A 16,206-nucleotide genomic window follows, 5' to 3' on the forward strand; every position below is an offset into this window, starting at 1 on the left:
CCGGACCCGGCCGTGGGCTGAACCTCCCGATGTCGCCCTCGCACCGCTCGGCCCCAGCGGGCCTCCCGGGCTTCGAGACGACTGGCCGGACTCCGTCGGCACCCGGTGCGGCCGCCGCCCCACAGACCGGACGACGCGCCACCAGCCCCTCACGCCACCACGGGCGCGTCCTCCCCCACGAACGTCCGCCACAGCTCCGCGTACCGCCCGCCCAGGGCCAGCAGTTCCTCGTGCGTGCCGTCCTCGGCGACCCGGCCGTGGTCCATCAGCACGACCCGGTCCGCGCGGGCCGCCGTGGTCAGACGGTGGGCCACCACGAGGGTGGTGCGGCGTCCGGCGATGCGGTCCGTGGCCTGGTTGACCTGGGCCTCCGTGGCCAGGTCCAGGGCGGCCGTGGCCTCGTCGAGGAGGAGGATGTCCGGGTCGACCAGTTCGGCGCGGGCCAGGGCGATCAGCTGGCGCTGCCCGGCGGAGAGGTTGCGGCCGCGTTCGGCGACCTCGTGGAGGTAGCCGCCGTCGAGGGTGGCGATCATCTCGTGGGCGCCGACCGCACGGGCCGCCGCCTCCACCTCGGCGTCGGTGGCGTCCGGGCGGCCGTAGGCGATGGCGTCCCGCACGGTGCCCTGGAAGAGGTACGCCTCCTGCGGGACGACGCCGAGGCGGTGGCGGTACGACGTGAGGTCCAGCGTCCGCAGATCCGAGCCGTCGACCGTCACCCGGCCGCCCGTCGGGTCGTAGAACCGCGCCACCAGCTTGACCAGGGTCGACTTGCCCGCGCCGGTCTCGCCGACGAAGGCGACGGTCTGTCCGGCGGGGATGGTCAGATCGATGCCGGTGAGGGCCTCTTCGGGCGCGTCGGAGGACCCGTAGGCGAACCGCACGTCCTCGAAGGCGATCTCGCCCCGCAGGGACAGCACTTCGAGGGGTTCGTCGGCCGCCTTCGTGGACGTCGGCTCCTGGAGCAGCTCCTGGATACGGCCCAGCGAGACGGTCGCCTGCTGGTAGCCGTCGAAGACCTGCGAGAGCTGCTGCACCGGCGCGAAGAACAGGTCGATGTAGAGCAGATACGCCACCAGCGCACCGGTCGTCAGCGTCGCGTCGTCGATCCGCCCGGCGCCCGCGACGAGCACGGCCGCCGCGGCCACCGACGCCAGCAGCTGCACGAAGGGGAAGTACACCGAGATCAGCCACTGACCCCGGATGCGCGCCTGCCTGTAGCTGTCGCTGCGCTCCGCGAACCGCGCCCCGCCGTCCCGCTCGCGCCGGAAGGCCTGCACGATCCGCAGCCCGGACACCGACTCCTGGAGGTCGGCGTTGACCACCGACACCCGCTCCCGGGCCAGTTCGTACGCCTTCACGCTCGCCCGCCGGAAGAAGTACGTCGCGACAATGAGCGGCGGCAGCGTCGCGAACACGACCAGCGCGAGCTCCACGTCGAGGACCAGCAGGGTGCCCATGATGCCGAAGAACGTGACGACCGAGACGAACGCCGTGACCAGGCCGGTCTGCAGGAAGGTCGAGAGCGCGTCGACGTCGGTGGTCATGCGGGTCATGATCCGGCCGGTCAGCTCCCGCTCGTAGTAGTCGAGTCCGAGCCGCTGGAGCTGCGCGAAGATCTTCAGACGCAGCGAGTACAGGACCCGCTCACCGGTACGTCCCGTCATCCGCGTCTCACCGACCTGCGCGATCCACTGCACGCCCACGGTGAGCAGACCGAGCAGCGCCGCCACCCACACCGCGCCGAGGGCGAGCTCGCCGACGCCCGAGTCGATGCCGTGCCGGATCAGGATCGGGAGCGTGAGCCCCATCCCGGCGTCCACGGCGACCAGCGCGAGGCTGACGAGCAGCGGCAGCCCGAAGCCGCCCAGCAGTCTGCGCAGCCCGTAGGACTCCTCCGGCGTGACCGCGCGGGCCTCGTCGATGCCGGGGGTGTCCTCGGCCGGAGGCAGCGCCTCGACCTGGGCGAGGAGTTCCGGAGTGGCCGGCATGCCTTCGAGGGCGGTGTCCCGGGGGCCGCGCTCGCCCGCCCACAGCCGGGGCGTGATGCCGCGTTCGGCGTCGAACTCGGCGTCCAGCTCCTCCCGCAGCGAGGTGTCCTCGCTGGGCTCGGCGGGCTGGGCGTGACCGGGCGAGACCCCGCCGAGCTCGTCGGGGTCGGTGAGGAGGCGCCGGTAGAGCGCGGACCGCTTCTGGAGTTCCTCGTGGGTGCCGATGTCGGCGAGGCGTCCGTCGTCGAGGACGGCGATGCGGTCGGCGAGGTTCAGGGTGGAGCGGCGGTGCGCGATGAGGAGGGTGGTGCGTCCCTCCATGACCTGCTTCAGCGCCTCGTGGATCTCGTGCTCGACGCGGGCGTCCACGGCCGAGGTGGCGTCGTCCAGGACGAGGAGCCTCGGGTCGGTGAGGATCGCCCGGGCGAGCGCGACGCGCTGGCGCTGGCCGCCGGAGAGGGTGAGGCCGTGCTCGCCGACCGTGGTGTCGTAGCCCTCGGGCAGCTCGGCGATGAAACGGTCCGCCTGGGCGGCGCGCGCGGCCTGCTCGATCTGCTCCTGGGTCGCCTCGGGACGGCCGTACGCGATGTTGTTGCGGACCGTGTCCGAGAAGAGGAACGAGTCCTCGGGGACCAGTCCGATCGCGGCCCGCAGGGATTCCAGGCTCAGCTCGCGGACGTCGTGGCCGCCGACGAGGACGGCGCCGTGGGTGACGTCGTAGAAGCGCGGCAGGAGGAGGGAGACGGTCGACTTGCCGGAGCCGGAGGAGCCGACGACGGCGAGGGTCTCGCCGGGGCGGATCTCGAAGGAGAGTCCTTGGAGCACCGGCCGCTCGTCGTCGTACCCGAAGGAGACGTCGTCGAACTCGACGGTCGCGGGCGCGTCGGCGGGCAGCTCCTTCTTGCCGTCCCGCATCGACGGCTCGGTGTCGATCAGCTCCAGGACCCGCTCGGTGCCCGCGCGTGCCTGCTGGGCGACCGTGAGGACCATGGCGAGCATGCGGACCGGGCCGACCAACTGGGCGAGGTAGGTGGAGAAGGCGACGAAGGTGCCCAGCGTGATGTGTCCGCGCACCGCCAGCCAGCCGCCGAGGGCGAGCATCGCGACCTGGCCGAGGGCGGGCACGGCCTGGAGGGCCGGGGTGTAGCGGGAGTTGAGGCGGATGGTGCGTAGCCGTCCCGCGAAGAGCCGGCGGCTGACCTCCCGGAGCTTCCCGGTCTCCTGCTCCTCCTGCCCGAAGCCCTTGACCACGCGCACCCCGCCCACGGCCCCGTCGACCACGCCCGCGACGGCGGCGGCCTGGGCCTGGGCGTACCAGGTGGCGGGGTGCAGCTTGCTGCGGGAACGCCTCGCGATCCAGGCGAGCGCGGGGGCCACGGCGAGGGCGACCAGTGTGAGCGGCAGGGACAGCCAGGCCATGACGACCAGGGAGACCAGGAAGAGGGCGAAGTTCCCGATGGTCATCGGGAGCATGAAGAGCAGGCCCTGGATCAGCTGGAGGTCGCTGGTGGCCCGGCCGACGACCTGCCCGGTGGACAGCTCGTCCTGGCGGCGGCCGTCGAGGCGGGTGATCGTGCCGTACATCTCGGTCCGCAGGTCGTGCTGGACGTCGAGGGCGAGGCGGCCGCCGTAGTAGCGGCGGACGAAGGTGAGGACGTAGACGATGACGGCGGAGCCGATGAGCAGGCCCGCCCAGGGGGCCATGTCCCGGCTGTGGTCGCCGATGACGTCGTCGATGATCACCTTGGTGATCAGCGGGACCAGCGCCATGACGGCCATGCCGACGAGCGAGGAGCCGAGGGCGAGGACGACGTCCTTCGGATACCGCCAGGCGTATCCGGCCAGTCGTCGTGCCCATCCCCGTTGCGCGCTCACGCGGGTGCCCTCCATCGGTCAGCGGTCCTGATCTTCCGGAAGGCACCAACGCGAAAGGAACCGGATTTCATCCCTCCGCAACAAACCGGGGGCGGCCGTCTGGGTGCCTGTGCTCAGGCCGGCTGAGTAGCGGAGCGCTGCCGTACGCCCCGCCGGAGCCGCTTTGATCGACGGCATGAAGTCGAAGATCGTGGTCCCCGCCCTCTCCGTCGCCCTCGTGGCGCTGTTCGGGCTGGTCGCCAAGGGGTGCGAGACGATGCAGGGCGGGCCCGTCCACAGCACCGACGAGTTCCGCGACCACGTCCGGGCCACGACCCGGGCCGGCGAGGACGTCTTCCACACCCTGTCCCCGGCCCCGTCCGGCCGTCCGTGGGCCTCCCAGGAGGGCAGCTCGTCCTGTGTGGACGACTTCGGCTTCGACGGGACGGGCGTCGCCCGCGACGAGCCGATCTACACCTGGGACCTGGACTTCGCGAGCGACGCCGACTACTGGAAGGCGGTGGCGTCCCTCGGATCCGCCTGGCGCGAGGAGGGCCGCACGGTCGAGGAGATCGAGAACGGCATCGCGACGACCGTCGACGACGGCATCCGCGTCTCGCTCCACCTGGGGTACTACGACGGTGAGCCGGTGCTGCGCACGGAGGGCTCGTGCATGCGCTACCGGGACGAGTACGGCGACGAGTACGACTACATGTTCGACGACAACGGGGACGGAACCGTCGACCCGAACGAGCGGCCGAGCTGAGCTCGTCACCTGGAGGGAGTCGTCCGCACCCGCAAGGAGAGGAACCGGGTCGTCTGCACCGCGTTCTGGTTGTCGTCGCTCACCAGCAGCACCTTCCAGGCCCCGTGGCTCCGGCCCGTCACCACCATGCCCTCGATGTTGTCGAGGAGCGGGTTGGGCTGGGGCTGCTTGGCGGTGGCGCCCAGGGTCGGGCAGTTCACGATGTCGGCGAGCAGGGTCTTTCCGATCAGGCGTACGCCGGGCTGACCCGTGAGGTTCTCGACAGCGCTCGTGTCGGTGGCGTGCCGGGGGTCGGCCAGGTAGAGGCGGACCGTGTTGCCGACGCCGGAGGTGAAGCCGCGCTCCAGGACGAGGAGCCGGCCGTCGGGGAGGGCCTGGACCTCGGGGACGCCGAGGCCGGTGTCGGGCCGGTAGGCGTACTGTTCCGCGGGCTTCCAGCTCTTCGCGTGCCGCTCCCACGTCTGGAAGCGCACCGCGCCCGAGGTGTCACCGGAGAGCGCGTACTCCATCGACGCGAGCAGCGTGCGGCCACCCGGCAGCAGGGTCAGCCCCTCGAAGGTGCCGTTGGAGACGGCCCGCCCGGCGGGGGCCACCTGAAGTGGGGCCGGCACCGGGAGGCGGTCGAGTATCGCGCCGTCGCGGGAGTAGCGGCGTATGGACGGCTCGGTCTCCGAGGTGATCAGGCGGGTGCCGTCACGGTCGACGACCAGGCCCTCGGAGTCGAGCGCCGTGCCGTTCTCGTCGGTGAGCGGGACCACCGACTTCGGCGCGAGGGTCCCCGCGTCCAGGCCGAACAGCGCCGACCGGTCGGAGAGCGCGGCGAGGGAGCCGTCGCGGTCCAGCGCGAGCGCGGAGAGGTTGCCGACGTAGGTGCCCTCGTACGTCGTCCTGTCGAGCGCGTCGGAGAAGCGGTCGAGGGAGACGGACGGCGAACAGGCGTGGCCCGGCTGGGCGTTGGCGGGACCGGCGGCGGACAGACAGGTGGCCGCCGCCAGTCCGGCGGTGACGGTCGTCAGGAGGGTTCTGATGCGCATGGGCGTCACCGTAGGGCCGCCCGGTGAAGGGCGGGAGTCCAGCAGGCGTCAGGAGGCGGCGAGGTCCCTGTGGATGACCTTCGCGACACCCTGGATGGTCGTGATGCCGTAGTTCATGGTGCTGTTGCCGTGCGTGAGCACCGTCATCACGTAGTCGTGGCCGCCACCCTTGAAGGTGCCGACGCTGTGCACCCGCCAGCCGTACGTGGCGCGCTGCAGCCAGCCGTTCTTGACGTGCACGAGGACGTCGGAGGGAGCGCCGTACGGGGTGCCCCAGCGCTGGGAGGAGATCACCTCGCCCATCAGCTTGCGGACGTACCGGCGCGAGTCGTCGGTGAGGACCGCGTTCGCCGCCGTGAGCAGCTTCATCAGCTTCTGCTCGTCGGTGACGGTGATCTGGGTCAGACCCCAGTAGCCGTCGGCGCCGGGCTTGGTCTGGGTCATGCCCGCCTTGGCGAGGAAACCCTTCACCTTGGTCACGCCGAGCTGCTTCCACAGGGTCGACGTGGCCGTGTTGTCCGACTTGGTGATCATGGCCGTGGCGAGGGTCTTCTCCCGGCTGGTGAGGGACCGGCCGGTCTTCTGCGCGTCCCACAGCAGGGTGGCGAGGACGGTGACCTTCACGACGCTCGCGGAGTCGTAGGCCGTCGAGGAGCGGAGCGTGCAGGTGGTGTTCGTGGTGCGGTCGTAGAGGCCCACCGCGATCGTGCCCTTGCGGTTGGCGAGCGCCGAAGTGATGTCCTTCTTCAGCTTGGCGGCGAGGCCGGCCTTGGCGGACGTACAGCTGACGGTCGGCGTGGCCGCCGCGGCCGGTGTGGCGGCGGCGACGCAGGCGAGGAGTGCGCCCCCCGCCACCCATCTCGCACGTCTGGATATCCCCTGAGTCATGCCCTGTTGACTCATGAGTTCGAGGGAAAGGTTGTACGACTTGAGGAACGGATGTGCCAGTCGTTACTTCCTCCTTCGCGAATTCACAGGAAAGCGCCAGCTACGGCACAGCGCGCACCCACCCGGGGTTCGCACCATGCCCGGGTGACATCTGCCACCGACCCACACCCCCACACCGACGCCGCCGCATCCGCCGACCGGCCACCGCCGGCCCCCTCCGCGGCGACCCCGGACAGGGCGCCCCGCTGGTCGCTCCCCGCGCTGCTCGCGATCCTGGCCCTGGCGGCGGTCCTGTACTCCTGGAACCTGTCCGGATCCAGCCTCAACAGCTTCTACAGCGCGGCCGTGCTGAGCGGTACGCAGAGCTGGAAGGCGTGGTTCTTCGGATCGCTGGACGCGGGCAACTTCCTCACCGTCGACAAGCCGCCGTTCGCCCTCATGGTCATGGGGCTGTCGTGCCGCCTCTTCGGCTTCGGCACCTGGCAGATGATGCTGCCGATGATCCTGACCGCCCTCGGCACGATCTGGATCGTGCACGCGTCCGTGCGGCGCGTGTGGGGCCATGTCGCGGCGACCGTCGCCGCGCTGGTGCTCGCCCTCACCCCGATCACGGTCGCCATCAACCGGGACAACAACCCCGACACGCTGCTGGTGTTCCTGATGGCGGCGGGCGCGGCCCTCGCGCTGCGTGCCACGCGTGACGGCAGGCTGCTGCCGCTGCTCGGCTCGGCGGCCTGCTTCGGCCTCGCCTTCAACACCAAGATGCTCCAGGGCTACATCCCGCTGCCGGTCGTCTTCGCGGTCTATCTCTACGCGGCCAAGCCGAAGCTGGTGAAGCGGATCACCAACCTGCTGCTCGCGGGCGTGGTCCTCGCCGTCTCCAGCCTCTGGTGGGCGGCCGCGGTCTCCCTGGTCCCGGCCGACGACCGCCCCTACATCGGCGGTTCCACGGACGGCAGCGCCTGGAACCTGATCATGGGCTACAACGGCCTGGGCCGGATCTTCGGCGGCGAGGGCAACGGCGGAGGTGGTGGTGGAGGCGGCGGATTCTCCGGTACGGCGGGACTCGGCCGGCTCTTCAACGACATCCTCGGCGGCCAGATCTCCTGGCTGATCCCCTTCGCGGCGATCGCCCTGACCGGCGGCCTGGTCCTGTGCGGCCGCGCCCCGCGCACCGACATGACCCGTGCCGCACTGGTGATGTGGGGCGGCTGGACCGGCCTGCACTACCTGACCTTCGCCATGGCCGAGGGCACCATGCACCCGTACTACACGACCGCGCTCACCCCGGGCATCGCGGCCCTGTGCGCAGGCGGCGGTGTGATGCTGCTGCGCGCCTTCCGCGCCGACCGGCGGTGGGCGTGGGTGCTGCCGCTCGGCCTCGCGGTCACGGCGGTCTGGGCGGCGGTGCTGCTGCGCCGTGCCTCCGGCTGGAACACCTGGCTGTGGCCGGCGATCCTCGTCGTCATGGCGCTGGCGATCACGGGCCTGCTGGTCTTCCGGTCCGGCGGCAACGGCCGAAGGGCACGTCTGCTGGCGGCTTCCCTCGCCGCGGCGGTCGTCGCCTCGGTGGCCGGTCCGGCCGCGTACGCCTGGTCGGTGCCGTCCGGTTCGGGCGGCGGCATGGGCGGTACGAACCCGACGGCCGGGCCCTCCACGGGTGGCGGCGGCTTCGGCGGGGGCGGTGGCGGCCGGGGCGGGATGCCCGGCGGCACCGGTGGCGGTCCTGGCGGCACCCGGCAGGGCGGCCGGAACGCCGAGGCGCCCGGCGGCGGTCAGATGATGCCCGGCGGCGGCAACGGCGAGCTTCCGGGCGGCGGCGGGGCGGGCGGGGGTACGCCCCCTGACGGCACCGGTGAGAACGGCACTTCCGGCGACACCCAGAACGGCCAGAACGGCCAGGGCGGCCCCGGCGGCATGGGCGGGGGCATGGGCGGCGGCGCGAGCAGCGAGCTCATCTCGTACCTGAAGAAGCACCAGGACGGCGCGACCTGGCTGCTGGCGGTGTCCGGTTCGCAGAGTGCCGCGCAGCTCATCATGAGCAGCGGTGAGCCGGTCATCTCGATGTGGGGCTGGTCCGGTTCCGACCAGGCGATGACCCTGGCCAAGCTGAAGGAGCTGGTCAAGGCGGGCAAGCTGCACTACATCCAGCTCGGCGGCGGTGGCATGGGCGGCGGCCCCGGCGGAGGGTCCGGCCTCAGCACCGAGGTCACCGAGTGGGTGCAGAAGAACGGCACGGTCGTGAAGGAGAGCGAATACAGCTCGAATTCGACGTCGAGCACGTCCGGTTCATCCGGTTCCTCGGATTCGTCCGGCTCGTCGAACTCGTCGAACTCGTCGAACACCTCGACCGTCTACCGCCTGGACGCGTCTGACGTCGCCTGACGCCCCGACCACCCGACGACCCCCGACCGAAAGGCCGGGGGTCGTTTTGGTATGTCAACTCGCGTAGATGCGGGGCGATATGCCGCTTCCAGTCACCTGATCGACATCTACAAGCCATTTACAGGGTCGCATGTCCATGTCACGCTCCCGATTGCCCGCTCCATTCAACACGCGTAGAACGGACAGCCCCCGATGCCCGTGAACCCCATACGCACGCGCCGCTGGAAGTCCCTGGCGCTCACCGTCTCAGCCGTGCTCGTCGGCTTCACCGCCCCCGTGGTGGCCTCGTCCCCGGCGGCGGCCACCACGACGGCGTACGACGCGACGTACTACAAGAACGCGATCGGCAAGACCGGGACGAGCCTGAAGTCCTCGCTGCACACGATCATCAGCAGCCAGTCGAAGATCTCGTACTCCGCGGTCTGGGACGCGCTCAAGGTCGCCGACCAGGACCCGAACAACACCAGCAACGTCCTCCTGCTGTACAGCGGTGCCTCGCGCAGCAAGTCCCTCAACGGCGGTGACGTCGGCGACTGGAACCGCGAGCACACCTGGGCCAAGTCCCACGGCGACTTCGGCGAGGTCACCGGTCCCGGCACGGACCTGCACCACCTGCGCGCCTGCGACGTGACGATCAACAGCACCCGCGGCAACCTGGACTTCGACAACGGCGGCAGCACCGTCACCAACGGCGGCGGCAGCACGGTCGACTCGGACTCCTTCGCGCCGCGCGCCGCGGACCGGGGCGACGTGGCCCGCATGATCCTCTACATGGCCGTGCGCTACGAGGGTGACGACGGCTTCGCCGACCTGGAGCCCAACGAGAAGGTCGGCAACGGCTCCAACCCCTACATGGGCAAGCTGGCCGTCCTCAAGGCGTGGAACGAGGCGGACCCGCCGAGCGCCTTCGAAGAGCGGCGCAACCAGGTCATCTACGACACGTACCAGCACAACCGCAACCCGTTCATCGACCACCCGGAGTGGGTCGAGGCGATCTGGTAGCAGCGCGGTCGCCGACCGTACGCCCGTACCGCCGGGGCCCCACACCCGCGGTACGGGTCGCCGCCTCCGTGACCCACCTGGTCTGCCAGGCGGTCGCGGGGGCGGCTGTGGTACGTCAACTCCCCCGGCGCACCGGCTCTCAGCTCTCCAGGTGCGTCGGCGCGAACATCCGCAGCACCGCCGGAAGCACGACCACCGAAGGCCCCGGCTCCCCCAGCGCCTTCGCCAGGTCCGCCTCCAGCGTCTGAGGCGAGGTCCGCACCCCCGGCACCCCGAACGACTCGGCCAGCGCCACATAGTCCGGCCGCGTCAGCTCGGTCGCCGTCGCCTCGCCGAACGCGTCGGTCATGTACTCGCGCAGGATGCCGTAGCCGCCGTCGTCGACGATCAGCCACGTCACGTTCAGGTCGTACTGCCGTGCCGTCGCCAGTTCGGCGATCGAGTACAGCGCCCCTCCGTCGCCGGACACCGCGAGGACCGGCCGTGTCGGGTCCGCGACCGCCCCGCCGAGCGCCGCCGGGAAGCCGTAGCCGAGGCCGCCGGCGCCCTGGGCGGAGTGCATGTGGTTGGGGCCCTTGGCGTCGAAGGCCGACCAGGCCCAGTACGCGAGGATGGTCATGTCCCAGAAGGACGGGGAGTCGGCGGGCAGCGCCCTGCGGACGGCGGCCAACACGTCCTGTTCCAGGGTGAGTTCCTGGGACCCGAGCCGCTCGGCGACCTTCGCGAGCACCTCGCGCACCCGCTCCGGGGCCTTCGCGTCCTCCCGCACGGACACCGTCTCCAGCAGCGCCTGCAGGGCGAGCCGTGCGTCCGCGTGGATGCCCAGCGCCGGATGGTTCGACTCCAGCTTGCCGAGGTCCGCCTCGATCTGGACGACCCGGCCGCGCGGCTTGAACGTGTGGTAGTTCGAGGAGAGTTCACCGAGTCCGGAACCGACGACCAGGAGGACGTCCGCGTCCTCGAGGAAGTCGGTCGTGTGCCGGTCCTCGATCCAGGACTGGAGCGACAGCGGATGCTTCCACGGGAACGCGCCCTTGCCGCCGGGAGTGGTGACCACGGGCGCCTGCACCATCTCAGCGAGCTGCTTCAGCTTGCCGGACGCGTCCGCCCGTACGACTCCCCCGCCCGCGATGATCGCCGGGCGCTCGGCGCGGGACAGCAGGTCGGCCGCCACAGCGGTCAGTTCGGGGCGCGGCGGCAGTTCCTCGGGGAAGGCGTCGCCGCCCGTCACCACCGGGATCGACGTCTCGGCGAGCAGCACGTCCTGCGGGATCTCCACCCACACCGGGCCGTGCGGGGCGGTCAGCGCCGACTTCCAGGCCGCCTCGATCGCGGAGGGGATCTGGGACTGGGTGCGCACGGTGTGGACCGACTTCACCACTCCGCGGAACGAGGCGGACTGGTCGGGGAGTTCGTGGAGGTAGCCGTGGCGGCCGCCGCCCAGCCCCGCGGAGGGGATCTGGCTGCTGATCGCCAGCACGGGCGCGGAGGCGGCCGCCGCCTCCTGGAGCGCGGCCAGGGACGTCAGCGCCCCCGGCCCCGTCGACAGCAGCAGCGGTGCCGCCTCGCCGGTGATCCGGCCGTACGCGTCCGCCGCGAACCCGGCGTTGTTCTCCACCCGCAGTCCGATGTACCGCAGGTCGGAGCGGCGCAGGGCGTCGAACATGCCCAGCGCGTGCTGGCCGGGCAGTCCGAACACGGTCGTCGTGCCGAGCGCGGCGAGCGTCTCCACGACCAGGTCTCCGCCGTTGCGGCCGGGAGGAGGGTTGAGAGCAGCGGAAGTCTGCGCCTCCGTCGGGCGGAGCACCAGGTCGTGGTCGTGGGTCACTTCGCTTCCGAGTCCTTCCGGGCCGCCGCGATCTGCCGGGACATGATCGTGGTCAGTTCGTACGCCGTGTGGGACGCGGCCACCGACGTGATCTCCGCGTGATCGTACGCGGGGGCCACCTCGACGACGTCCGCCGAGACCAGGTTGCAGGACGCGAGTCCGCGCAGGATCTCCAGGAGCTCGCGGGAGGTCATGCCGCCGGCCTCGGGCGTGCCGGTGCCGGGCGCGTGGGCCGGGTCCAGGCAGTCGATGTCGATGGAGATGTAGAGGGGACGGTCGCCGATGCGCTGACGCAGCTGGTCGGCGATCTCGTCCACTCCGCGCCGCATGACGTCCGCGGACGTCACGATGCCGAAGCCGAGCTTCTCGTCGTCGGTGAGGTCCTGCTTGCCGTACAGCGGACCGCGGGTACCGACGTGGGAGAGGGCCTCGGTGTCGAGGATCCCCTCCTCCACGGCCCGGCGGAACGGCGTCCCGTGCGTGTACTCGGCGCCGAAGTAGGTGTCCCAGGTGTCGAGGTGCGCGTCGAAGTGCAGCAGCGCCACCGGACCGTGCTTCCTGGCGACCGAGCGCAGCAGGGGCAGCGCGATGGTGTGGTCGCCGCCCAGGGTCAGGAGCCGCGCGCCGGTGCCGAGGAGATCGTCCGCGGCGGCCTCGATCGTCTCAACGGCCTCGTGGATGTTGAACGGGTTCACCGCGATGTCGCCGCCGTCCGCCACCTGCGCCAGCGCGAAGGGGGAGGCGTCCTGCGCCGGGTTGTAGGGGCGCAGCAGCCGGGACGCCTCGCGGATCGCGTTGCCGCCGAAGCGGGCGCCCGGCCGGTAGGAGACGCCCGAGTCGAACGGCACGCCCACCACGGCGACATCGGCGCGGCCGACCTCGTCGAGGCGGGGCAGCCGGGCGAAGGTCGCGGGTCCGGCGTACCGCGGGACGCGGGAGGAGTCGACGGGGCCGCGGGGCGTCTCGTTGCTGCTCATGGGGTACTGCCTTCTTTCCTACGCTTCATCGCGTATGACGGCGTTTGTCTGCGCTTGTCTACGACTCTACTGGGGAGCCGGGACCGGTTCGGACACGAGTTCGGGGGCGCCGCGACCGGCGAGACGCTCGCGCCAGGCTTCGAGTACGGCGGCGTCGGTCGCCGGCGTCGCCAGGGACACGACGACGTAGGCGGCCAGCGACAACAGCAGGCCGTAGTAGACGGGCTCGTTGGCGAGGATGCCGTAGCCCGCCATCAGAGCGATGACCGCGAGCCCGCCGACGACGACCGAGGCGAGGGCGCCGTGCACCGTGCCGCGCTTCCACAGCAGCCCGCCGAGGATCGGGACGAGGAGACCGCCGACGAGCAGGTTGTACGCCACCGTCAGCGCCTCGACGACGTTGTCGATGGCGATGGCCGTACCGATGACGGCGAGGCCCATGATCAGGATGAAGGCGCGGTTGCCGCGCACTTCGTCACGCTCGCCGGAGGCGGCCTTCCCCCGCAGCCGGGACCAGATGTCGTTGTTGGCCACGGTCGCGCAGGCGATCAGCGCGCCGGAGGAGGTCGACATGACGGCGGCGAGCGCGGCGGCGAGCACCAGTCCCCGCACACCGACCGGGAGTTCGTCCTTGACGATGGTCGCGAAGGCGTCGTCCGCATTCGCCAGGTTCGGGTAGAGCACCTTGGCCGCGGTGCCGATGACGGCGCCGGCGAGGGCGTAGACGAGACAGTAGGTGCCCGCGACCGTGCCGCCCCACTTGGCCGTCCGGTCGCCGCGGGCGGTGAAGACGCGCTGCCAGATGTCCTGCCCGATGAGCATGCCGAAGGTGTAGATCAGCACGTAGGTGAAGATCGTCTCGCCGCCGATGCCCAGCGGGTCGAAGTACCCGGTGGGGAGCTTCGCCTTCATCTCACTGAAGCCGCCCGCCTTGACGACCGCGATGGGCAGCAGGAGCAGGAGCACGCCGATGGTCTTCACCACGAACTGCACCATGTCCGTGAGGGTGATCGACCACATGCCGCCGAGCGTCGAGTAGGCCACGACGATCGAGCCGCCGAGGACGATCGCGACGGTCCGGTTCACGTCGAAGAGGACGTCGAAGATCGTGGCGTACGCGATGGTCGAGGTGACCGCGAGCATGAGGGTGTACGCCCACATCACCACGCCGGAGATGACGCCGGCCCGGCCGCCGTAGCGCAGGTCGAGCATCTCGGAGACGGTGTAGACCTTGAGGCGGGCGATGCGCGCGGAGAAGAAGACGGAGAGGGCGAGGAGCCCGAGGCCGATGGTGAAGACCATCCAGGCGCCGGACAGTCCGTACCGGTAGCCCAGCCCCACGCCACCGATGGTGGAGGCGCCGCCGAGGACGATGGCGGCCATGGTCCCGGAGTACATCGCGGGCCCGAGCCGCCGCCCGGCGACGAGGAACTCGCTCTTGGACTTGGCGCGGCGCATGCCCCACCAGCCCATGGCCAGCATGCCGGCCAGGTAGATGACGATCACTGTGTAGTCGACGGCCACAGGGCCCTCCTTCGCGCGTTCTCGCCGGCGGGTGTCGAGCACTGACACTAGGTGGCCGGAAAGCGGCCGCGAAGTGTAGGTTTCATCCATTCCAGCCGCGCCGAATGGAGGAAATGCACACCATGCCGGATCCCTCCGTTCCGCCCACTCCCCCCGTGCCCCTCGCGGCTCTCCTGGCCCGTGAGGACCTGGCCCTGCGGCAGATCGCGGGCCCCTCCGATCCCGCCACGGTGATCCACTGGGCGCACACCTCGGAGATGGCGGACCCGTATCCCTATCTGCTGGGCGGCGAGCTGCTGCTGACGGCCGGCGTCCACGTCCCGGAGGCGGCGGGCTCGGGGGCCTACTTCGACGACTACGTCTCCCGGATCGTGGCGGCGGGCGGCGCGGCCCTCGGTTTCGGTGTCGCCCCGGTCCACGACACGGTGCCGCGGGCGCTGGTGGAGGCCTGCAACGCGTACGAGCTGCCGCTCATCGAGGTCCCGCCCCGGACCACGTTCTCCGGTGTGGCCCGCGCGGTCTGGCAGCTCATGGCCCAGGCCCGCCTCGCCGAACTGCGCCGCGTGACGGAGGCCCAGCAGAGCCTGGCGGCGGCCGCCTCCCGACCGGACCCGGTGCCCGCGGTGCTGCGGCAACTGGCCCAGCGGGTGAGCGGCCGGGCGGTGCTGTACGGACCGGAGGGGACCGAACTGGCGGCGGCGGGACGGGAGCCGGGGGGTGCGGTGCCCGGGGCTCTGGCAGAGCTGGCGGGGGTCGTACGGCCGGTGGCGGCGCGCGGGACAGGCTTCTCGCCCTCGCGGACGGACGGCCCGGCAACATCGGCGAGCCCGGCCACCGGACGGCCAGGGACGGCGGGCCGGGCAGGTACCTCGCCGTCTCGGACAGACGGCCCGGCGGCACGGGCGGGTGGCCCGGCAGCATCGGTGGGCCCGGCAACGGAACGGCCGGGGGAGCTCGCCGACGCGCCGAGCTCCCGGCCGGCCGGCGGGCCCGCTCGCGGCGCCGACCGGACCGGCTCCGGCTCGCCCGCGACCACCGGCCGCCTCACCCGCAGACCCGCCCCGCCCACCGTCGACGCCCCGCCCTCGCCCACCAGCCGCCCCGCCCCCACCTCCGCCACCGACACCGTCGCCGGGACCCACCTCGCCGCCTACGCCCTCGGTGCCGGGCAGGGGTTCGTGCTCGGGGTCGCCTCGCCCGAGGGCGTTCCCGGGGACCACACCATCGCCTCCGTCGCCGCCGTCCTGCTGTCCCTGCTCACCGGCGAGCACCAGAGCGGTTCGGGGGCGGCGCGGTCGTCCGCGCTGGTACGGCTGCTGCTGGGCGCCCCGCCACAGGAGGTGGCCGTGCTGCTGGGGGCCGAGCGGTGGGTCGTCGTGCACGCCCGTCCCGACGCGCACGCGCCCGACGCCGTCGCCGCCTCCGCGCTGGGCGCCGCGCTCGGCTCGCCGCTCGTCGACCTCGCGCGGGACGTCGTACGCGTCCTCGTCCCGGCCGACCGCGAGGCACAGCCGCAGCCCGGCTGGACCCTGGGCGTCAGCGCGCCGGTGAGCCCGCCCGAGTGGCCGGTCGCGGACACCCAGGCCGCCCGTGCCCTCGCCCGCGCCCGGGCGACCCGCAGCGCACTGGTCCGCCACGACCCCCGCCCCGGCCTGAGCGCCCTCGTCCCGGCCGACGAGGCCGAGGCACACGCGCGTGCCCTCCTCGCACCCATCGCGGACACCCCGGCCCTCACCGACACCCTGCGCACCTGGCTGTCCCTGCACGGCAGTTGGGACCGCACCGCCGTGGCGCTGGCCGTGCACCGCAACACCGTCCGCCAACGCGTCGCCCGCTGCGCGTCCCTGCTGGACACGGACCTGGACGACCCCGACGTACGCATGGAGTTGTGGTTCGCGCTGCGGCAGTGACCCGCGTCCCAGCGTCCGGTACACCGGGCACGCCGACAGCCGCCTGCCTC

10 protein-coding genes are annotated in these 16,206 nt (G+C 71.8%); 4 read left to right on the top strand and 6 right to left on the bottom strand.

Features of this window, described 5'->3' with window-relative positions; all coding sequences use genetic code 11:
- Positions 1–149: 149 nt before the first annotated feature.
- A complete protein-coding gene (locus OG381_RS18790; RefSeq protein ID WP_327717242.1) occupies positions 150–3,863 on the bottom strand; it encodes an ABC transporter ATP-binding protein in 3,714 nt (1,237 codons plus the stop codon).
- Positions 3,864–4,038: 175 nt separating this feature from the next.
- Here OG381_RS18790 and OG381_RS18795 point away from each other — a divergent pair, with 175 nt between their 5' ends.
- Complete coding sequence (locus tag OG381_RS18795) at positions 4,039–4,608, top strand: hypothetical protein (RefSeq protein WP_327717243.1); 570 nt, start codon at positions 4,039–4,041, stop codon at positions 4,606–4,608.
- A 5-nt stretch (positions 4,609–4,613) separates the two neighbouring features.
- On the opposite strand, the gene OG381_RS18800 is transcribed toward OG381_RS18795, so the two are convergent.
- Both OG381_RS18800 and OG381_RS18805 read right to left on the bottom strand, forming a co-directional pair.
- Entirely contained in the window at positions 4,614–5,642 is a 1,029-nt protein-coding gene (locus OG381_RS18800; protein WP_327717244.1) for an esterase-like activity of phytase family protein, read from the bottom strand.
- A 48-nt stretch (positions 5,643–5,690) separates the two neighbouring features.
- The gene (locus OG381_RS18805; protein ID WP_327717245.1) at positions 5,691–6,530 is read right to left on the bottom strand and encodes a serine hydrolase; all 840 of its coding nucleotides are present in this window, start codon (positions 6,528–6,530) and stop codon (positions 5,691–5,693) included.
- Positions 6,531–6,674: 144 nt separating this feature from the next.
- Here OG381_RS18805 and OG381_RS18810 point away from each other — a divergent pair, with 144 nt between their 5' ends.
- Entirely contained in the window at positions 6,675–8,915 is a 2,241-nt protein-coding gene (locus tag OG381_RS18810) for an ArnT family glycosyltransferase (RefSeq protein ID WP_327717246.1), read from the top strand.
- Between the two features lie 192 nt (positions 8,916–9,107).
- Positions 9,108–9,917, top strand: coding sequence for an endonuclease I family protein (locus OG381_RS18815; protein WP_307030342.1), 810 nt, complete (start codon positions 9,108–9,110; stop codon positions 9,915–9,917).
- A gap of 139 nt (positions 9,918–10,056) precedes the next feature.
- Here OG381_RS18815 and OG381_RS18820 read toward each other — a convergent pair whose 3' ends face one another.
- The 3 genes from OG381_RS18820 to OG381_RS18830 all read right to left on the bottom strand — a co-directional run bounded on the left by OG381_RS18820 (position 10,057) and on the right by OG381_RS18830 (position 14,246).
- Positions 10,057–11,745: a thiamine pyrophosphate-binding protein gene (locus OG381_RS18820; RefSeq protein WP_327717247.1), complete on the bottom strand. Its 1,689-nt coding sequence runs from the start codon at positions 11,743–11,745 to the stop codon at positions 10,057–10,059.
- A complete protein-coding gene (speB, locus tag OG381_RS18825) occupies positions 11,742–12,722 on the bottom strand; it encodes an agmatinase (RefSeq protein ID WP_327717248.1) in 981 nt (326 codons plus the stop codon). Before speB ends, OG381_RS18820 begins: the two co-directional genes overlap by 4 nt.
- 66 nt (positions 12,723–12,788) lie before the next feature.
- Positions 12,789–14,246: a sodium:solute symporter gene (locus OG381_RS18830; protein ID WP_327717249.1), complete on the bottom strand. Its 1,458-nt coding sequence runs from the start codon at positions 14,244–14,246 to the stop codon at positions 12,789–12,791.
- 122 nt (positions 14,247–14,368) lie between these two features.
- Between OG381_RS18830 and OG381_RS18835 the strand changes: the two genes are divergently transcribed.
- Positions 14,369–16,156, top strand: coding sequence for a PucR family transcriptional regulator ligand-binding domain-containing protein (locus tag OG381_RS18835; RefSeq protein ID WP_327717250.1), 1,788 nt, complete (start codon positions 14,369–14,371; stop codon positions 16,154–16,156).
- Positions 16,157–16,206 lie beyond the last annotated feature (50 nt).

Origin of the sequence: Streptomyces sp. NBC_00490 (assembly GCF_036013645.1) — a bacterium.
GTDB classification, from domain to species: Bacteria; Actinomycetota; Actinomycetes; order Streptomycetales; family Streptomycetaceae; genus Streptomyces; species Streptomyces canus_F.